16 protein-coding genes are annotated in these 19014 nt (G+C 66.4%); 11 read left to right on the top strand and 5 right to left on the bottom strand.

Annotation, left to right across the window (positions count from 1 at the left end; all coding sequences use genetic code 11):
- Positions 1-13: 13 nt before the first annotated feature.
- Genes HKW67_RS08150 through HKW67_RS08140 form a run of 3 tightly spaced genes read left to right on the top strand, consistent with a single transcriptional unit; the run spans position 14 to position 2735 of the window.
- A complete protein-coding gene (locus HKW67_RS08150) occupies positions 14-1528 on the top strand; it encodes a sensor histidine kinase (protein WP_171224909.1) in 1515 nt (504 codons plus the stop codon).
- A 52-nt stretch (positions 1529-1580) separates the two neighbouring features.
- A complete protein-coding gene (locus HKW67_RS08145) occupies positions 1581-2132 on the top strand; it encodes a hypothetical protein (RefSeq protein WP_171224908.1) in 552 nt (183 codons plus the stop codon).
- A gap of 60 nt (positions 2133-2192) precedes the next feature.
- Positions 2193-2735: a hypothetical protein gene (locus HKW67_RS08140; protein ID WP_171224907.1), complete on the top strand. Its 543-nt coding sequence runs from the start codon at positions 2193-2195 to the stop codon at positions 2733-2735.
- Here HKW67_RS08140 and ispE read toward each other — a convergent pair whose 3' ends face one another.
- The 4 genes from ispE to HKW67_RS08120 are packed head-to-tail and all read right to left on the bottom strand — an operon-like array spanning position 2736 to position 6486.
- Positions 2736-3620, bottom strand: a complete 885-nt coding sequence (gene ispE, locus HKW67_RS08135; RefSeq protein ID WP_171224906.1) for a 4-(cytidine 5'-diphospho)-2-C-methyl-D-erythritol kinase — start codon at positions 3618-3620, stop codon at positions 2736-2738. It lies immediately after the preceding gene.
- Between the two features lie 20 nt (positions 3621-3640).
- Positions 3641-4645 (bottom strand): lysylphosphatidylglycerol synthase transmembrane domain-containing protein, encoded by a 1005-nt coding sequence (locus HKW67_RS08130; protein ID WP_171224905.1) that lies wholly within the window; start codon positions 4643-4645, stop codon positions 3641-3643.
- A 22-nt stretch (positions 4646-4667) separates the two neighbouring features.
- Positions 4668-5693, bottom strand: a complete 1026-nt coding sequence (locus tag HKW67_RS08125; RefSeq protein WP_171224904.1) for a hypothetical protein — start codon at positions 5691-5693, stop codon at positions 4668-4670.
- Between the two features lie 49 nt (positions 5694-5742).
- Positions 5743-6486 carry a pyridoxine 5'-phosphate synthase gene (locus HKW67_RS08120; RefSeq protein ID WP_171224903.1) on the bottom strand — a complete coding sequence of 248 codons (744 nt, stop codon included), beginning with the start codon at positions 6484-6486 and terminating at the stop codon, positions 5743-5745.
- A gap of 137 nt (positions 6487-6623) precedes the next feature.
- On the opposite strand from HKW67_RS08120, the gene HKW67_RS08115 reads away from it, so the two are divergent.
- The gene (locus HKW67_RS08115; RefSeq protein WP_171224902.1) at positions 6624-7136 is read left to right on the top strand and encodes a hypothetical protein; all 513 of its coding nucleotides are present in this window, start codon (positions 6624-6626) and stop codon (positions 7134-7136) included.
- 38 nt (positions 7137-7174) lie between these two features.
- Here the strand turns inward: HKW67_RS08115 and mce are convergent, their stop codons facing one another.
- Positions 7175-7585, bottom strand: coding sequence for a methylmalonyl-CoA epimerase (gene mce, locus HKW67_RS08110; RefSeq protein WP_171224901.1), 411 nt, complete (start codon positions 7583-7585; stop codon positions 7175-7177).
- A 105-nt stretch (positions 7586-7690) separates the two neighbouring features.
- Here mce and trxA point away from each other — a divergent pair, with 105 nt between their 5' ends.
- Genes trxA through HKW67_RS08075 form a run of 7 tightly spaced genes read left to right on the top strand, consistent with a single transcriptional unit; the run spans position 7691 to position 19014 of the window.
- Positions 7691-8014: a thioredoxin gene (gene trxA / locus HKW67_RS08105; RefSeq protein ID WP_171227594.1), complete on the top strand. Its 324-nt coding sequence runs from the start codon at positions 7691-7693 to the stop codon at positions 8012-8014.
- Between the two features lie 5 nt (positions 8015-8019).
- Complete coding sequence (gene rsmI, locus HKW67_RS08100; protein WP_171224900.1) at positions 8020-8928, top strand: 16S rRNA (cytidine(1402)-2'-O)-methyltransferase; 909 nt, start codon at positions 8020-8022, stop codon at positions 8926-8928.
- Positions 8928-9632, top strand: a complete 705-nt coding sequence (locus HKW67_RS08095; protein WP_171224899.1) for a DUF4159 domain-containing protein — start codon at positions 8928-8930, stop codon at positions 9630-9632. Before rsmI ends, HKW67_RS08095 begins: the two co-directional genes overlap by 1 nt.
- Complete coding sequence (locus HKW67_RS08090; protein ID WP_171224898.1) at positions 9629-13354, top strand: hypothetical protein; 3726 nt, start codon at positions 9629-9631, stop codon at positions 13352-13354. The genes HKW67_RS08095 and HKW67_RS08090 overlap by 4 nt, the downstream gene beginning before the upstream one ends.
- A complete protein-coding gene (locus HKW67_RS08085) occupies positions 13335-15116 on the top strand; it encodes a tetratricopeptide repeat protein (protein WP_171224897.1) in 1782 nt (593 codons plus the stop codon). Before HKW67_RS08090 ends, HKW67_RS08085 begins: the two co-directional genes overlap by 20 nt.
- A gap of 23 nt (positions 15117-15139) precedes the next feature.
- Complete coding sequence (locus HKW67_RS08080) at positions 15140-16435, top strand: hypothetical protein (protein ID WP_206044647.1); 1296 nt, start codon at positions 15140-15142, stop codon at positions 16433-16435.
- A complete protein-coding gene (locus tag HKW67_RS08075; RefSeq protein WP_171224896.1) occupies positions 16432-19014 on the top strand; it encodes a helicase C-terminal domain-containing protein in 2583 nt (860 codons plus the stop codon). Before HKW67_RS08080 ends, HKW67_RS08075 begins: the two co-directional genes overlap by 4 nt.

The raw sequence follows: 19014 nt of genomic DNA, 5'->3' as shown, positions 1-19014 counted from the left end.
CTCGCTCATCACCGTGTGGTCCGGAGTCTCATTGGCGTCGTTGAGCGGGTTCGATTCGCTGCCGTCGTTCGATCAGATCAACCTGGGTTCGACGCTGCTGCAGAGCGCCGTGATCATCGGGTTCGCCGCCGCGCAGCACGGCGTGGCGCGGCATTTCGACCGGCCGGCCATGCGGGCCATTGCCGGCTACTGGGGACTGCTCGCGCTCGCCGCGTTCCTGAACATCTTCTCGTCGTGGAGCGGCGCGGTCTGGAACGATCGGACCCTGTCGCGGCTGATCACGACGTCGCTGGTTGCCGTGATGGCTGCCGGTATCCCTTTCGTGCAACGAGCCATTGCGTCGTTGTTGCAGCCGGGAGTGGCGCTCCCCTCGGTGATACCTCAGGCAACGCGTTGGGGCGCCGCGGTGCTGCTGTTTCATGCCGCTGGCGTGTTCGGATCGGCCGCGCTGTTTCCCGATTGGCGCGTGGTCACGGTGAGCTGGAGCCGAGTGACGCAGCTCCTCGTGCTGTCGATCCCGGCCGTATTGTCCTGGCGCGCGTGGCAGCGAGCGCGCCAACATCGCACCGCTCTGCAACTCATGTCTGTCGGCCTGACGGCGCTCGCGGTGCGGCAGTTCTTCGCTGTGCTCGTTGGACTCCGCGTCGGTATGCCCGACCTACCGCTGTCGGGCGTGATCGTGATTGTCACGCTGGACTTGCTGTGCCTCTCGGCGGCCGGTGTGTTCGCGTTGCTCGCCAGCACGGCCGAGGAAGTCGTGTTGGTCGAACGGCAGGCGTCGGAGCTGGCGCACGCGCAACGGCGAATCGCGCAAGGCGAGCGCATGGAGAGCCTCGGACGGATGGCTGCTGCGGTTGCACATGACATGAACAACGTCCTGCAAGTGTTGGGACTGTCGTTGGAGTCGCTGCGCGAGCGTCTGCCGCGTGATGCGGGCGGTGAGGTGCGCGGCGATGCCCATCGCGAGGTCGGTGCGGCAATGCAGCACGGGCGTTCGTTGATGGCGCAGTTGCTGACGTTCGCGCGGGCCCGTCCAACCGCGCCAGAGCGCTTCGATCCGGTTTCTCGACTGCACTCGCTCGACGCGCTGCTGCGCGTCATGACCGGCGCGTCGATCGAGCTGCAACTCTCCGCCTCTGCCACGGGCGTGTCGTTACTGATGGATCCCGCGCAGTTCGAGCAGATCGTCATCAATCTCGTGGCGAACGCGCGCGACGCGATCGATGCCGGCGGTCGGATCGCCGTGTCGCTCGATCTGGTATCGTTGCCGCAAGCTGGGCGCCCGCGTGGTTCGCTCGCGCCGGGCGACTACGTCCGACTCGTCGTGGCCGATACGGGCACGGGCATTCCGGCCGCTATTCGCGATTCCATTTTCGAACCATTCTTCACGACGAAGTCACTGGGGCAGGGTACCGGACTCGGCTTGGCAACCGTTCACGGCATCGCGAAGCAGGTCGCCGGCGACGTCGTGTTGGAGTCGACGGTCGGGAGCGGTACGACGTTCGAGGTGTATCTCCCCGCCGCGTGATAAATTCCCGCAGCGATTCTTCTCCCACGACGCCCATCCGAGTCTTTTGCCAATGTCGTTTGCTCTCCGAGTGCTTGTCGCGATGGTCGTGTATGCCGTACTTGCTGCCGGCACGGCCAGCGAACTGTCGGCGCAGCGACAGCCCATCCGGGTGCGCATGCCGGGCAACGCGCGGTGGATCTGGGTCGACTCTGTCGCCAGCGCTCCGGCGTCGGTGCCGGCATCACCGGCGCTCACCTACAAGGCCGCCGCGGCCGTGCTCACCGAGCTTAAAGTTCCGCTCGGCGTCGATGAGCCGCACAATGGTTTGTTGGGTAATGGAGGCTTCATCGCGGTCCGGATGCTCGGCCGCGAGCGGCTGTCGAGATACCTCGAATGCGGCATGGGCACCCTCGGTGCGCACGCGGACGTGCGGCGCATCACGATGGCATTGTTCGTCTGGGTTGATTCGGCTGGCCCGGCCCTGTCGCGCGTGAGCGTCGCGGTGGTGGCTGGCTCGAACGACAACGAAGGCGTGTCCAAGAATGCCCTGTCGTGCGGATCTACGGGAGCTCTCGAAACGTTTCTGACCGACGAGATTCGCAAACGCGCGGTGATGCCGTAGGTCATACCTCCGATGCATTCGTTCGCCAATTGGTCTCACGATTTCACGCCGAGTCTGCGCATGCCGCTGTCCCGAGTGCTGTTCACGATGCTCGCCGTCATGTGCGTGGCGACGCCGGCTGTCTCACGGGCGCAGTCTCCGCCAATCCGCCTGCGATTGCTCGGCTACTTCACGCCGATGTCCGTCGACTCGGTCGCCACGGCGCCGGTGGTCGTGCATGCGTCGCGTGAGGTGACCTACAAGGCCGCCAACGCCGTCCTCATGGAACTCAAAATCCCCGTGACGACGCAGGATCCCGCCATGCGCGTACTCGGCAGCGGTAGCGCGCGCATGATTCGCAAGCTCGGGCGCGAACGTCTGTCGACATATCTGAATTGCGGGCAGGGCATGAGCGGCTCGCACGCCGACGGTTGGCGCGTGACGATGGCGGTCTTTGTCTGGCTGGAGCCAGTGACCGCCACGGAAACGCGCATCCGGATTGGCATGCTTGCCGGCGCACAGGATGTGGAAGGTGTGTCGAAAGATCCGGTGGCGTGCGGATCAACCGGCGTGTTCGAAGCGCAGTTGGCCGAGATGATTCAGAAGCGCGTCGCGCTGTTCTGATCAGCGGGTCAACGTCTGCAGGAAGGTGACCGGGAGGTTCACCTGCATGCCGACGCCACCGGTGTGCAGCACGAAGCAGGTGGCGCCACTGCCGCTCATCATGCCGATGGCGGCGGAGCCGTTGCGCCGAGCCGTGGCCGCCATCTCGCGGAACCACGGCAGCACCAGCGCGACGCCCGCGTGCATCTCGCTCACGACCGGTTCGAAATCGTTGGCGGCCACGGCGGCGATCGATTCCCACGACGCAAATGCCGACGCCGGATAGGCACACGCCTGCACCGTGTCGCCGCGGGCCTCGCGCGCCCGTGCAAACGCGCCATAGGCCGCGCCGGTGTTCACACCATCGGGGAACACCGCCAGTAGCACAGCGGCCGTCGGCAGCGTCGGCAGCGGCATTAGTCGATCACCGCGTCCCCACGCCCACGCCAGGGATTCGCCGCTCACGAGAAAGGGCACGTCGGCGCCGAGGGTCCCGGCGATCTGCAGCAACCGCTCCATGCCCAGCGGTGCGGGACTCAACGCCTCCAGCGCGCGCAACACCGCCGCCGCGTCGGCACTGCCACCACCGAGACCGCCGCCCACCGGGATCTGCTTGTCGATCTCGATCTCCCAGCCCGTGTTCCATCCGCTCGCCGCCGTGTAGGCCACGGCGGCGCGCCACGCCAGGTTCTGCTCGACGGGACCCAGTCCGCCGGCCGGCATGGTGGGTCCGGCACAGGTGAGCGCCGGGGGCATCATGCCCACGCGCACGTGCACCAGGTCGTGCAGCTCGAGCAATTGGAACAGCGTCTCGATGCCGTGGTAGCCACTCGCTTCACGGGCCAGAATGCGCAGCACCAGGTTGATCTTGGCGTGCGCGCGCTCGGTGCGGGATTCGCAGGTCATGGATGCTCGATCGGCGCGAGTCAGGTGCTCTTGCCGCTCAGCGTGCCCACGCTCAGCCCGAGCCGGGCGAAGTACACGGCGCCGATGATCGTGATCGGAATGAAGCTGAGCAGGTGATACGCGAGCGCCCAGCTTACGGCGAGTTTGTCACTGACGCCGTACACCGCCAGCCCCAGCACCGACGACAACTCGAACACGCCGAAGAATCCGGGGGAGCTCGGCACTGCCACCGCCAGCGCGACAATGCCCTGCAGAAAGAACGCCGCGCTGATCGGCACATCCATACCCACCGCCATGAACCCGATGTGCATCGCGAGTGCATTGACTACCCAGTGTGCAACTGCCCACGCCAGCACCGCCAGAAAGCGGCGTCCGTCTCGGAGTACGGCGAGACCGCCCATCGCCTTTTCGACGAAGCCCACGACGACATCCTCGAAGCGCGGCAGCACGCGGTGCGCCACCCAGCGCACCAGCGACAACACGCGCGGGGCCTGCATGACCATGGCGTAGCACAGGATCAACAGCGCGATCATGCCTGCGACGCCGAACTGTGCCAACTCCGGTACGGTGCGCCCGGCCAGCGTCACGCCACTCGGAAATCGCGGGTCGAGCATCGCCGCGAACATCATCGCGAAGATGACGATCGCATCGAAAATACGATCGACGGCCAGCGAGCCGAGCGCCGTCGTGATGGCGACGCGAGGTACCTCACGCGTGATCGAAAAGGCGCGGGCGAATTCACCGGCGCGAAACGGGAAGACGTTGTTCATCATCATCCCGATAGCCGTGCTGCGCCACAGCGGTCCGAACGCAATGCGGCCGGACACCGGCTCGAGAATCGTGCGCCAGCGGCGCGCACGCAGCGGGAAGATGCAGGTGCCCACGATCGGACTGAGGGCGAACAACAGCACATTCGACGTGCGCAGCACCGACCAGACTTCGCTGAAGTTCACACCCTTCAACGTCCACCAGAGCAGGACCGCGCTGAATGCGATCCCCAAGCCACTCTTCCAATCCAACTTCACTGCGTGCATCTCCGGACTGCGCTCACGTCGTCACCGCGAGATCGAGCAAGTCCGACAACTCTTCGAACAACGAGTGCGCGGCCGGTTCGGCCAGCGTGCCACGCTGCCAATGCGTCTTGAGTTCGTCGCGTACCGCGCGCGCACGCGTGATGGCCGAGTGGCCGCGATAGAGCAGGGACTCGATCGGAATCACCGCGGGCGCCACGGCCGGCGGCGCGTCCGGTGCGCCCGCCCACGTCATGCTGGACTGCTTTACCTGCTGTGCGAGCTGCTGGTCGGTGATTTCCCGGTCCATCAGCAGGCGCGCTACGCTCTGCACGCCCTGGCGCTCATGGGCCGTGGCCAACGGCGCCCGCGCCATGCGTGTGGCCATGTTGGCGATGCTGGCCGCGCCATAGCTCTCGGCGACATCGGCCAATCCCAGCAGTGACCGACGAACGCCGTCGGCGAGCGCGAGCTGCGACGGACCGGCGTTGCTGGTGGCCAGCGCCGCCGACTCGCGTGCCACGCCGTCGGCGGCGGCGGCGATGTCGGTGCGGAACCGCTGCGCCAGCGTGATCGGTGGTGCCGCGTTGCGCTGCAGAATCGCCGGCATGCCGTCGTCTGGGAAGAAACGCGAAATCGGCACGACTTGTGTGGCCGGAGATGCCGCTGGCGTATCGGTGGCGAGATAGCCGGCTGCGACCGCCGCCAGCGCCACCGACTGCGTACGACTGCGCCGCTGCTCGGCCTCGGTCCACACGCCCGCTCGCTCCACGAGTGAGCGCAACTCCACGAGCGCGCCGCGCACGGCGAAATGCAGACGCTGATCCCAGCGCAGTTCGTTGTCGCGCAGTCCGGTTGCGATCCGCTCGATGGTAGAGGCGAGGTCGGGCAGTCCTTCGAGGCGCGTCATCGTCGCGCTGCCACGGAGCGCGCGCGCGTTCGTGAGAAACGCCGCGGCGTCTGGCGTCTGTTCTTCCGCGTCGGCCATCATCTGGTCGAGACGGCCGAGATACTCCATCGCTTCCTTCTGGAAGAATTCGATGAGGGCGTGCGGTGCACTCATGCTCGGCTGCTCGGACGAAGAAGGTGGATCGGGTGAGACACGTTCGGCACTAGAAGCGGTCGGCCTCACGCGCATCGTCCATGGCCTGACGAATTTCACGCACGGCTTCGGACAGTCCTACAAAGATGGCGCGCCCGACGATGGCGTGCCCGATATTCAGTTCCTCGATTTCCGGAATGGCGGCCACCGGTCCGACGTTTTGCACCGACAGACCGTGCCCGGCGTGCACCGCCAGCCCCAACGACGACGCCAGCGCAGCCGCATCGGCCAGCGCCCGCAACGTGCGCGGATCCGCCGGGGCGTGCGCGTACTGACCCGTGTGCAACTCGACCGCATCGGTGCCCAAGTCGTGAGCCGCGCGAACCGCCGCCGCATCCGGGTCGATGAACAGACTGGTACGCACCCCAGCGCGTTTCAGACGCGCAATGGACTCTCTGAGCTGGGGGGCCGCCCGGAACACATCGAGCCCTCCTTCGGTCGTGACCTCCTCCCGGCGCTCGGGCACCAGCGTGACCGCCACGGGGCGGAGCGCTTCGGCCAGAGCCAGCATCTCGTCGGTTGCCGCGCACTCCAGATTGAGGGCGGTCGTGACCGTCGTCGCCAGGCGGTGGATGTCGGCGTCTTGAATGTGCCGCCGGTCTTCCCGGAGGTGGGCCGTAATGCCGTCGGCGCCGGCCTGCTCGCAGAGCACGGCAGCGGCCACCGGGTCCGGCTCGGCGCTGCGTCGCGCCTGCCGGACCGTGGCAACGTGGTCGATGTTCACATAAAGGCGCTGGTAGCGAAGCGACGTCACTGGGGTATCCGGTAGAAGAACGTGTGGGGTACCTTTCTCCCCGACGAACGGACGGGACCGTATTTGGTGCCTGTGAGAGACAGGCCAGACCGATGCCGATCCGTGAAGATGGTCAACACCGTGGGTAGGAGGCCTGCGTGCAGCCTAAGATGATGCGGAACCGTGTGCTGATGTACTCTCTCCTGACCGCCACGGCGACGGGCGTGAGTGCGTGCACCCGTACGATCCAGAGCACCGAGACGTCGATCCCTGGCGAGACCGCACCGTCGGTTCGGGGTGATGCGCCGGATGCCGTTGGGGCGGTGACGGGTAAGGCCGCGGTGGAAGGCTTCCTGAAGGCCGTCAAGGCGCAGGATCTCCAGACCATGAGCGCGATCTGGGGCACCACCAAAGGGGCCGCCCGCGATCAAATGAAGCGCGAGGATCTTGAGAAGCGCCTCATCATCATGCAATGCACGCTCACGCACGACCGCTGGGCGCTCTTGGAAGACCGTCCACGCTTGCAGACCGGCGGTCGTCAGGAATTCCAGCTGGAGTTCTTTCAGGGGCCGCGCAGTGCCAAGACGTCGATTCTGACGGTGAACGGGCCGGGAGGCCGCTGGTTCGTGGAGGACATCAACCTCCTCCCTCTGAAAGACTTTTGCCGCTGAACCGCAGCGAGCTGGACTGGTGACGCTGGACACCCAGACTAGTATTCGGATAGTTCGACGAGCACCCCGCCCGTGGCACTTGGATGGAGAAACGCAATCCGCTTCCCCTCCGCTCCCAGGCGTGGTGTTTCATCGATAAGTCGGAGGCCGGCGTCACGGCAGCGCTGTAAGGTGCCGTCGAGGTCGTCCACCGCGAAACAGACGTGGTGAATACCGGGACCCCGCTTGGTGACATACCTGCCGATGGGGGAGTCGTCGGACTTCGCTTCGAGGAGCTCCACCAGCGATTCGCCGGCCGCCAGCCCAGCAATGGTGGCACCGTCGGCATCGTCCAGTGGGACCTCGGGCATGCCGAGGACATCACGGTAGAAGGGAAGCAGCTCGTCGAGGGCACGCACAGCGATCCCGATGTGGGCGATGCGCGTGCCGCGGCGTACGGAGTCGGTCATGGTCGGCGATGTTTTTGGCGGCGTGAACGAATTCCGAATTCTAATCCTGCAGACGGGCGCGAGAGCAACCGGTAAAGGCCGGAAGCCGCGCCAACGGAGCACATGATGGCGAACGCAGTTGAAGTGAAGGACGATACGTTTGCGGCCGAGATCGAGCAGTACGAAGGGCTCGCGGTCGTGGATTTCTGGGCGACATGGTGCGCGCCGTGCCGCATGATTGCACCAATCGTGGAAGCGCTGGCCACCGAGTACGCGGGCAAGGCGAAGGTGGCCAAGCTCGATGTCGACAACAATCAGCGGACTGCCGCGCGCTTCAACGTGCGCTCGATTCCGACGATCCTGTTTTTCAAGGACGGCAAGCTGGTGGATCAGGTGGTCGGCGCGGTGCCGCGCCCCGCGCTCGAAGCGAAGTTCAAGGAGCACGCCTGACCGACGTGGGCGACGCGCCCGGTTCGGCCGAATCGGAGGTTATCGCCTCCGATCTCGCCGACCGGGCGGCGACGCTCTGGCCGCACGCGGCCATCCCCGGGGCGTTACACATCGTCAGTACGCCGATCGGAAATCTGGGAGACATCTCCTTGCGCGCCCTCGCGGTGCTCAAGGAATGCGCGGTGATCTGCTGTGAGGACACCCGGCACGCGCGCACGCTGCTCAGCCGCTACGGCATCGGTACGCCGACGATTGCCGTGCACGAGCACAACGAAGCCAGCGTCATTCCACGTCTGGTCGCGCGGCTGAAGGAAGGCGAAGCCATCGCCCTCATCAGCGACGCCGGCACGCCGCTGGTGTCCGATCCCGGCGCCCGTCTGGCTGAGGCCGCTGCAACCGCCGGTGTGCGCGTGGTCCCGATCCCCGGTGCGTCGGCCGTGCTGGCCGCCCTCGTAGCGTCGGGCATGGTGCCGCACCCGTTCACCATGCTGGGATTTCCTGCACGGAAGGGGAAGGAGCGCGAGGAACAGTTGGCCCTCGCGGCCCGCTTGCAGCACGCCGTCGTGTTGTACGAATCACCAAACCGTCTGGTCGACACGCTGCGTGATCTGGCCGCCATTGCCGGCACAACCCGCCCGGTGGCTGTGGCCCGCGAGCTGACGAAGCATTTTGAAGAGGTTAAACGCGGAACGCTCGAGGAGGTGGCCGCGTATTACGAAGGCACGCCACCGCGCGGGGAAATCGTGATCATTCTGGGTGGCGCGTCGGTCGTCGCCCCGAGTGAAGACGGCCTCCAGGCGGTGGCAGTGGCCCTGCGCGAGGAAGGGTTCCGTCCTCGTGAAATCGTCCAGCGGCTCATGGACGAGCATGGTGCCAGCCGCAATCTCGCCTACCGACTCGCCCACGACACCTGATGCGGCTTCCGGCCCGTCGTTCCCTCCGCTTCGCTCTGCTCGCCGCTGTGGTCGGCGCGTCGCTGGCGTTCACGCCATTCGCGGCGCGGCGCGGCCCGGGTCGCCTGGCGATTGCCCGCGTGCAGTACGAAGGCGGTGGAGATTGGTACGCCAATCCGTCCAGCTTGCCGAATCTGATTCGCGCGATCGCCGAGCGCACGGCGCTGCCCATCGAGCGGGCCGAAGCCAAGGTCACGTTCACCGATTCGTCGCTCTTCGACTTTCCGTTCCTGCACATCACGGGGCACGGCGAGATGAAGCTCAGCGAGATCGAGGTGAAGCGTCTGCGCGAGTATCTCACCCGCGGCGGCTTTCTGCACGTCGACGACAACTATGGGCTCGACGACAGCTTCCGTCGCGAGATCAAGCGGGTGTTTCCCGATCGTCCGTTGGTCGATGTGCCGCACAGCCATCCGATCTACCATCTCGTGTACGACTTCGAGAATGGGCCGCCAAAAGTGCATGAGCACGATGGCAAGCCGGCGAAGGGCATGGGCATCTTCATCGGCAACCGACTCGCCGTGTACTACACCTACTCCGCCGACCTCGGCAACGGATGGGAAGACGTGGGCACGTATCCTGACCCGCCGCTGCTCCACGAACAGGCCATCCGCATGGGCGTGAATCTGTTTACCTACGCGGTCACGAGCCGGGTGACACCGTGACCGCTCCCGCACTCCGCACCGCCGCGCCTTCATCGGAAAGTCTCGACGCGCGTCTCGCGCGTGAGCAGTCCACGCTGCGCGCCCGCTCCATGGCGGCCGTGGTGCTGGCGGTGATTGGCGTGATCGCGCTTGCGCTGGTTGCGAGTGCGTGGCTGATGGCCGACGGACGTTGGATGACGTTGCCGCGCGCGGTACCGATCGCGATGTGGGTGGCTGCGTTGGCCGCCGCCGCTGGACTCGTGTGGTTGCTGCGCAAGCGCAACGCCGATGTGCTGTCGCTGACGTCACTTGCCGCCGCAATTGAACGCGAGCAGTCGCTGCGCTCGGGGTCATTGCGCGGTGCGCTCGAAGTAGCAGGAACCGGCGCGCTCGGTGCGCGCGCTTCGCAGGATGTCGCGCGGCGCTTGGCGCCGGGCGCGCTGGCGCCGCAGGTGGCGCAGCGACTCGGTCGTGGCGTGACGGTGGCCGGTGTGTTGGCCGCCATCACCGTCGGCGCGCTCTCGTGGTCGGCGCGCGAAGCACCTGATGGCTTCGCCGCCACGGTGCACCCCGTACGCGCGTGGCGCGGTACGCTGCTGCCGGCACTCGGCTTCGACAAACTCCCCACGCTCGTACCGCGCGGGATGCCGGTGTCGCTTCGCGTGCGCGCCGACGGCCGCAACAGCGTCACGATCTCGCGTCGCGCCGAGGGTGAGGCATGGCGCGACACGACGCTCAGTGTACGCGCCGATGGACTGGCCACGCTGGCGCTCGGTGCCGTGTCGGCGCCGATTGCGATTCGCGTGAACGACGGACGTGCTCCCGAATTGAATGGCCTCATCACCGTGGCCGACCGCGGCTGGATCGGCGACGTGGCCTTATTTGCCGACTACCCGGCGTACCTGGGCCGTACCGACGAATCGATGGAGCCCGTGCCGCCGCTGCGTGTGCCGCGTGGCACGCACGTGCGCGTCACCGCGATGCTGCGTGGTGGTGCGCGCGACGCCATGCTCACCGATGGTCGCGACACCGTGCGTTTCCCGGCGTCGGTGAACGGCGCGGCGGTGTCGGCGATCATTCCGCTCGACCACGACGGCAGCTGGAGCTGGATCGCGTCGGCCACGCCGAGCGCCGACGCGGCAACGCTACCGCCTGAACTGCCCGATGCCTTGGCCTTTACCGTGGTGCCGGACAAACGACCGGAAGTTGCCATCGTGTCGCCGGGCTCGGATACCGCCATCGGTCCTACCGGTATCGTGCCGGTGTACGTCGACGCCAGCGACGATCACGGTGTGAGCAATGTGTCGCTGCAGGTGTGGCGCGAGAGCGCCGGCGCCAGCGGTGCCGTCACGCGCGAGCGCATCGATGTCGCGTCGCCGGCGTCACCGCTGTTTGAAGGCGGCGCGTCGATCACGCTCGATGGTCGCAAACTCGAACCCGGCGATCGCCTGCATGTGACTGCGATTGCCACCGACGATTCGCCATGGCGGCAGACCACCGTGAGCGCGGAAGTGTTGCTGCGCGTGCCGAGTTTAACGGAGCAGCGCGCGATGGCTCGCGCGCTGGCCGATTCGCTGGCTGCGCAGGCGCAGCGGTTGGCGCAGCAGGAGAAGCGGCTGCAGCAGAACACCGACAACGCCGCGCGCAATCGCGATCTCAAGGGTGGTGGTACTTCTGAAGAAGCGAAGGCCAACGGCACGGCGAAGAGCGAAGGCGGCAAGAGTCAGTCGATGAGCTTCTCGGCCGCCGAGAAGGCGAAGCAATTGGCGCGCGATCAGCAGCAGCTGGGCGCCAAGGTGGATTCGCTGCGACAGAACGCGAAGGAGCTCGAGTCGCGCTTGAAGAACGCGAACGCGCTCGACACCGCGCTGGCGTCGCGCATGAAAGACATCCAGAAGATGTTGCGCGACGCGATGACCCCCGAGATGCAGAAGCAGCTCGAGGAACTCAATAAGAATTCCGATCGACTCAGCGGCACCGAAGCGCAGAAATCTATGCAGCAGCTCGGCGAGCAGCAGAAGCAGATGCGCGAGCAGCTGGAGAAGAGCGCCGAAATGCTGAAGCGCGCCGCGCTCGAAGGCGCGATGCAGACGCTGCGCGACGACGCCAAGGATCTCGCCAAGGAACAGAAGCAAGCGGCCGACCGCATGGATGGGCGTCAGGGGGAGAGCCGCCAGAGCGAAGGTCGTCAGGAGAGCGCCGCCTCGAGTCCGAAGGAGCTGGCCGATCGCGCGCGTGAATTGGAGCGTGAAGTGCAGGCGCTGGCCAAGCGTCTCGAAGAAGCAGGTGCCAAGCCCGGTGCTTCAAAGACGCGTGCCGCGCAGCCGCTGGTGAATCAGGCGGCCGATGCCATGCAAAAGGCGGCGCAGGCGCAGCAGCAGAATGGCCAGAAGCAGGCCGGCGAGAAGGCCGGTGAACAGGGCGAGGCCAAGCCCGGCGAGAAGCAGGGCGAGAAGGATCCGAACGCGGCGGGCAAGGAACCCGGTCAAGAGGGTGCCCCCGGCCAGAAGCAGCCCGGTGGCGAGCCCAAGCCGGGCGCCGAGAAGTCGGGCGCTCAGCCCAATGGTCAGCAGGGGCAGCAGGGAACTCCGAAGCCCGGCCAGCAGGGGCAAAGTCAGCAAGGCGGCAAACCGCAGGCGGGCCAGCAAGGCCAGCAACCGGGTGGTCAGCAGCAAGGCGGCCAACAGCAGGGCGGCCAGCCGCAAGCGGGCCAGCAGGGCAGCCACGGTGACCAGGCCCGCAAGGCCGCTGACGCGATGGATAAGGCCGCGCAGCAGCTGTCGGCCGCGCGTGATGCGCAGGTCGATGCGTGGAAGACCGAGCTGTCCAGCGAGCTCGATCAGTCGATCAACGAAACGATGCAGCTGGCGCGTCAGCAGTCGGAGCTCGAACAGAAGGCCCGTCAGCAGGGTGCGCAGGGCATGCAAGGCGAGCAGAGCGCGCTGCAGCAGGGTGTGCAGCAGGCGGCCGAGCGACTCGAGAAGGCCGGGCGCAGCTCGTCGTTGTTGTCGCAGCGTTCGCAGAAGGCGATGGGCGAAGCGCAGCGCCGGGTCGAGCAGGCCACGCAGCAGATGCAGCAGTCGGGACAGCCCGGCGGCAGCGAGCAGGCGCAGAACGCGATGAAGGACGCCAGCGAAGCGCTCAATCAGGCGCTGTCGTCGCTGGTGCGCGATCGGGAGAAGATGAACGGCGCGCAGTCGGCGTCGGGCTTTACCGAAATGATGGAGCAGCTCAAGCAGCTCGCGCAGCAGCAAGGGCAGCTCAACGGACAGATGCAGGGGCTGAACATGCTCCCCGGCGGCGCGAAGGGTGACGCGGCGCGGCAGCAGTCGCGCGTATTGGCCAAACAGCAGCGTGATGTGGCGCGTTCGTTGAACGACGTGTCGGATGCCGACCAGACTGGTCGCATGGATGCGTTGGCGAAGGAAGCGCAAACGTTGTCGCAGCAGATCGAACGCAACGGCATCGACCCCGCGGTGGCCGCCCGTCAGGCGCAGTTGTACCGCCGTCTGCTCGATGCCGGTCGCTTCCTCGAGCAGGACGAGCGCGACGATCAGGGTCCGCGTGAAGCGAAGGCGGCCAACGGCAACGGCGCCTCGGGTCGCATCGATGGATCGCAGTCGGGCAAGGCGGCCAACAAGTTTGCGCCGCCCACGTGGAACGAACTGCGTGGTCTGGGTCCCGACGAGCGTCGCATCGTGATCGAGTACTTCCGCAAGCTCAATGGCACGACGCCGCCGTAAGGTGCTCAAGTTGCCTCGCGTCATCTTCGCGCTGTCGATCGGCGCACTGTCGATCGCATCAACGACCGCACAGGCGCAAAGCGGATCGCAGGGCGGTGCACGGCCGCCTGCCACGCGCGTGGACTCGGCCGACGCGTTGGGTACTGCGCTCGATGCCGAAGACAAGGGCGACATGAAGAAAGCGGCCCTCGCCTATCGCGAGGTGTTGCAGCGTGCGCTCATTCCTGGCAACTCCGACGGCGACAAGGTGGCGTTGTCGTTGCTCGGGCTCGAGCGTGTGTGGGCCGAGTTGGGCATGCGCGATTCCATTATCCCCGTCGCGCAGCGCGTGGTGCAGCTGCGTCCCACCGATCCGGTGGCGCGCAGCATTCAGTTGCGCGCGTTGGTCAGCATCGGGCGCGACGACGAAGCACGCATCGCGTTCACGTCCTGGCGTCGCGCGGCCGGCAACGACGGCGCGCCGTTCCGCGAATACGCGCGGCTGCTGCTGCAACAGGGACGAGCGCAGGCGGCCGACTCGGTGCTTGGCGAGGCCGGTCGCTTGCTGGGTTCTGGCGGTGCCCTCTCCGGTGAAGTGGCGCAGCTGCATGTCGCCCTCGGGCGCTGGAACGCCGCCGCCGTGGCGTTCCGCGACGCCCTGCGCGACGAGCCGTATCTCGAAACGGCCGCAATGTTCGCACTGAATCGCGCACCGGCGCCGACGCGCGACTCCATCCGCACCGTGCTGTTGGCCGACCCGGCGCTCTTGGCGCCGCGTCGATTGCTCTCGGCGCTCGAGTTGGCGTGGGGCGAGCCCCGCCGTGCGTGGTTCGCGCTGGCATCGGTGAAAGCCGATGACTCCACGTCGGCGGCGTGGCGCGCGTTCGGAGAGCGCGCCGAGCTGGCGCAGTCGTGGCTGGTCGCGCGTGACGCGTGGACAGCGGTGTTCGAGAAGCGTGGTGACCTCGAGGCGCAACAGCGTGCCGCGCAGGCGGCGCTCAATGCGGGAGACGCTGCGGGGGCATTGCAACTCACGTCGCGAAAATCACCGGGCACCGACGTCGTGCGTGCCCGCGCGCTGCTGCCGATCGAGATCGCGGCCCTCGGCGAACTTGGTCGTGCCGCCGAAGCGCAACAGCGCATCGAGGCGTCGGGTAAGCTGCTCGATGAAACCGCCCGGTCGGCGATGGCCCGTCCGTTGGTGGGTGCGTATCTGCGAGCCGGCGACTTAGCGCGCGCGAAAGAGACGGTGAAGGGTACCGACCTCGAAGACGACGACGAAACGGCCGGCTGGCTGGCGCTTTACGACGGTGACCTCGCCACTGCTCGCAAGCGACTGGTGCGAGCGGCAACGCAGCGCGGTGAGTTGGTGGACGCGTTGGGCATTCTGGCCCGCACGCGGGTCGATCAATTACCGGGACTCGGCGCGGCGTTTCTCGCGCTGGCCCGACGCGATTCCGCCGGCGCGGCGGCGCGCTTCATCGCGCTGTCCGACTCGGTTGGGCCAGCGGCACCGGCGCTGCTGTCCATGGCGGCGCGGCTCTCACCCAAGGCCGGCGCAATGACGCTGTGGGATCGCATCATCGCCACGTGGCCCAAGAGCCCCGAGGCGGCGGAGGCGCTGCTGGCGTCGGCACGCGCACTGCTCGCGGCCGGCGACAAGGTCGGCGCCACCACCCGCTTCGAAACACTGCTCGTGGACTATCCCACCAGCGCGCTGGCCCCACAGGCGCGTCGTGAACTCGAACGGATGAAAGGGCAGGTACCGCCTGTGACTCATTGAGCGTTCGCGGGTACATTTCTCCTATGCGCTCGTTCGTTCGTTGCACCCTCTGGAGCCGCGTGATCGCGGCCCTGCTCGTGACCATGGTGTCACTCACCATGGCGCGCTCGCTGTCGGCCCAGTCGATGTTGCTGCCGATGGACGACAGTCAGCGCAATCACCTGAAGGCGTATGGCGTCACGTATCTCGCGCTCAAGAACGGGCAGAAGGCCGAGTGGCTGCTGAACTATCGCGGCGGCTCGTTCCTGCTGCCCGACGCGCCCGATCTGCGTCGTCGGGCCGCGCTCGATGGCGTGAGCATCGAGTTGATGACCGATGCCGCAGTGGCCGCAGTGCGCGCCGAAGTCGCCGGCGGCAACATGGACGCCGTCGTGCTGGAGCGCGCCCCCAAGATCGCGATTTACCGCCCGGTCGATCAGCCACCCTGGGACGATGCGGTGACGCTCGCGCTCACGTATGCCGGCATCGAGTTCACGTCGGTGTGGGACGATGCTGTAATGCAGGGTGATCTGTCGAAGTACGACTGGGTGCATTTGCACCACGAAGATTTCACGGGCCAGTTCAACAAGTTGTATCTCGCGTACCGCGATGCACCGTGGTTTGTCGCGCAGCGTGAGCGCGACATTGCCATGGCCAAGCGGTTCGGCAAGGCCGACGTGCCAGCGCTCAAGAAGGCAGTGGCCGACAACATCCGTGGCTTCGTGGAACGTGGTGGATTCCTGTTCGCCATGTGCGGTGCCACGGAGTCGCTCGACCTCGCGATCGCAGCGTTCACGGTCGACATCGCCGGCCCATTCTCCGACGGCACCCCGCCGGCGCCCGATGCCGACGCGCGCATGGACTGGACGCGGGCGCTGGCCTTTACGGGGGCGCATGTCGAACCGTCGCCGTACATCAACGCGCTCAGCGACATCGACGGCCATCAGGTGAACGTGCCGGCCCGTCGTCAGCCGCTCGGCACGTTCACGCTGTTCGACTTCTCCGCCAAGCTCGATCCCGTCGCCACGATGCTGGTGCAGAATCATCGCACCGTGGTGCCCGATTTCTACGGCGTGACCACGAGCTTCAATCGCGCGATCGTGAAGCCCGGCGTGACCGTGCTCGCCAGCGAAGATGGTGCGCCGTGGAGCAAGTATCTGCACGGTGACGCGGGTAAGGGTTCGTGGACCTTCCTCGGCGGTCACGACCCCGAAGACGCGCAGCACGCCATCGGCAGTGCGCCCACTGATCTGTCGCTGCACCCGAACTCGCCCGGCTACCGGCTCATCCTGAACAACGTCCTGTTCCCCGCTGCGAAGAAGAAGCCGCGCAAGACGTGACGGGCAAGCGTGTGGTGAAGGCGGGCGCGAAGACGGTGGGTGAAACGCGCCTGTCACCGAAGGCCGCCTCCGCCGTGCGGGTGGCGATCAAACTCGCCGGCGGCAATGAAGTGTGCTTTGTGTGCACCGTCGACGACGAGAACCTGATCACGACGGCGCGCGTGGTGTTCCGCGGCGACGTGCGCAGTGTGCTGGCGCTGCCTGGAGTGGCTGAGCGCGGCGAGTTGATGTTGCACAACCATCCGTCGGGATTGCTCGAGCCCAGTGACGCCGATCTGGAAGTGGCGGCGCGCATTCACGGCAACGGTGTGGGCTTCGCGATCGTGGACAACGAGGCCACCCGCGTGTACGTGGTGGCCGAAGTGCCGCGCAGCAAACAGAAGTTGCCGGTGTCGCTCGACGACGTGGATGTCACGCTCGGGCCCTACGGCCTGATCGCGCAGACCATGCAGCGCGTGAGCGGCTCGCGCGACTACGAAGACCGGCCCAGTCAGCGGGCAATGGCGGCCGCGGTCACCGAGACGTTCAATCGCGGTGGCGTGGCGCTGCTCGAAGCCGGTACCGGCGTGGGCAAGTCGTTGGGCTATCTCGTGCCCGCGTTGCGATGGGCCGCAGCCAACGGTGAACGCACGATCGTCTCGACCAATACGATCACGCTGCAGGAGCAGTTGGTCGCGAAGGACTTGCCCTTCCTGCAGCGCGCGCTCACCGACCAGAAGGTGCGCTTCGCGTTGTTGAAGGGATGGCGCAACTATCTCTGTCTCATGCGCCTCGAGCAGGCGCGCGGGGCAGGGGCGGCGCTGTTCGACGACGGCGGCGCCGGCGATGTAGAGCAGATCGCCGAATGGGCCGAGAAAACGCAGGACGGCACACTGGCCGATCTGCCCACGCCGCCGCGCCCGGATGTGTGGGATGAGGTCGCGGCCGAGCCTGATTTGTGCGGGCGTATGAAGTGCTCGTTCTACGACAAGTGCTTTCTGTTCAAGGCGCGCAAGGAAGCGGCGGCGGCTGATGTGGTGGTGGTGAATCACCACCTGCTGTTGTCGGACGTTGCCGTGCGACGGCAGGCGCAGAACTGGGAAGACTCGGCCGTGCTGCCGGCGTACAAACGCCTGGTGATCGACGAAGGCCACCATCTCGAAGATGCGGCCGCGTCGCACCTTGGCAGCTCGATCACGCGCCGCGCACTCGCGCGGTTGTTCAACCGACTCGAGCGCCGTGGCAAGGGATTGTTGCCCGCACTCGCGGCCCGGCTGGGCGGCTTCAGCGATCTACACAGCGTGGCCAGTCTCGATTTGGTGCGTGAGCGCATGGTGTCGAGTGCGGCTACGGCGCGTGATCGTACGCAGCTGCTGTTCGAGCTGCTGTCGGCGGTGCTCGAAGGCACCGGGGCGCCGATTCTGCGGCTGACTGATGAATTTCAGCAGCATCCGTTGTGGTTGAACGGCATCGAAGACACGCTGGCCGAACTGCTCATCGAGATCGCGTCGCTCAGCGACGGGCTGCGGTTGGTGACCGAGCGATTGGAAAGTGATCAGAAGCGCAGCGAAGAGATGGCGCCGCTGCTGAACGAAGTGCGCGCCGTGACGCGTCGGTTGGCGGGCGCCGGTGATTCATTGTCGCGCGGGCTGCAGCCGCCCAAGGACAAGGATCCGGTGGTGCGCTGGATGGAATTTCAGGGGAAGCCGACCGCCACCGAGCGCAACGTGGCGGTGCATTGCGTGCCGCTCGACCTGGCGCCGGTGCTGCGCGACGACCTGTTTGGTCGCGTGGAGACCACGGTGATCACGAGTGCCACGTTGGCCACCGACGGTGGCTTCGGCTTTCTCGAACAGCGGCTGGGGCTCGACGAAGGCAAGTTCACCAAGCGCACGGCGATTTTCGAGTCTCCGTTCAACTATCCGCGGCAGGCGCTGCTGGTGGTGCCCACGGATTTGCCGGCGCCGAACGAACATCCGCGTGAACACTTCGCGGCGGTCGTGCAGCAGATGCGCGACCTGATCATCGCGAGTGACGGCGGACTATTCGGGCTGTTCACCAGTCATCGCGACGTGCGCGAGATGGCGCAGCAGCTGCGCGAGATGGGGATGGATGGACCGACGCCACTCTTGGTGCACGGTGAGGAGCCTCGCGATGTGTTGCTGCAGCGCTTCCGCGACTCTGGCCGCGCCGTGCTCCTGGGTACCGCGACGTTCTGGGAAGGGGTGGACGTGCCGGGCAACGCGCTCCGTGGCTTGCTGATCGCGAAGCTGCCCTTCCGCGTGCCCACCGAGCCCATGGTGGCGGCGCAGTGCGAAGCGATCGAAGCGCGCGGCGGCAATGCGTTCGTGGAGTTCATGTTGCCGCACGCGTCGCTGCGTCTCAAGCAGGGCTTCGGAAGGCTCATCCGGACCGCCACCGACTCCGGTGTGGTCGTCATCAGTGACCCACGCGTGGTCACCAAGCGCTACGGACGCGATTTGCTGAACGCGCTGCCGCCCGCAAAAAGAGTGACGGGACCGTGGGGTACGGTGCGCGATGAAGTGTCTCGGTTCTATTCACGCGAACACCGCACGGATGAACAGCAGCTATCTGAATAA

This window comes from Gemmatimonas groenlandica, assembly GCF_013004105.1.
GTDB lineage: Bacteria > Gemmatimonadota > Gemmatimonadetes > Gemmatimonadales > Gemmatimonadaceae > Gemmatimonas > Gemmatimonas groenlandica.
The sequence above is the reverse complement of the archived record's forward strand: the minus strand, read 5'-3'. Positions and strand labels throughout refer to the sequence as shown.

Excerpts from the sequence above, each read along its gene's own strand:
- HKW67_RS08145 (WP_171224908.1), top strand. The coding sequence starts at position 1,581 with ATGTCGTTTGCTCTCCGAGTGCTTGTCGCGATGGTCGTGTATGCCGTA.
- HKW67_RS08140 (WP_171224907.1), top strand. The coding sequence starts at position 2,193 with ATGCCGCTGTCCCGAGTGCTGTTCACGATGCTCGCCGTCATGTGCGTG.
- ispE (WP_171224906.1), bottom strand. The coding sequence starts at position 3,620 with ATGACCTGCGAATCCCGCACCGAGCGCGCGCACGCCAAGATCAACCTG.
- HKW67_RS08125 (WP_171224904.1), bottom strand. The coding sequence starts at position 5,693 with ATGAGTGCACCGCACGCCCTCATCGAATTCTTCCAGAAGGAAGCGATG.
- mce (WP_171224901.1), bottom strand. The coding sequence starts at position 7,585 with ATGACCGACTCCGTACGCCGCGGCACGCGCATCGCCCACATCGGGATC.
- trxA (WP_171227594.1), top strand. The coding sequence starts at position 7,691 with ATGGCGAACGCAGTTGAAGTGAAGGACGATACGTTTGCGGCCGAGATC.
- HKW67_RS08095 (WP_171224899.1), top strand. The coding sequence starts at position 8,928 with ATGCGGCTTCCGGCCCGTCGTTCCCTCCGCTTCGCTCTGCTCGCCGCT.
- HKW67_RS08085 (WP_171224897.1), top strand. The coding sequence starts at position 13,335 with ATGGCACGACGCCGCCGTAAGGTGCTCAAGTTGCCTCGCGTCATCTTC.
- HKW67_RS08080 (WP_206044647.1), top strand. The coding sequence starts at position 15,140 with ATGCGCTCGTTCGTTCGTTGCACCCTCTGGAGCCGCGTGATCGCGGCC.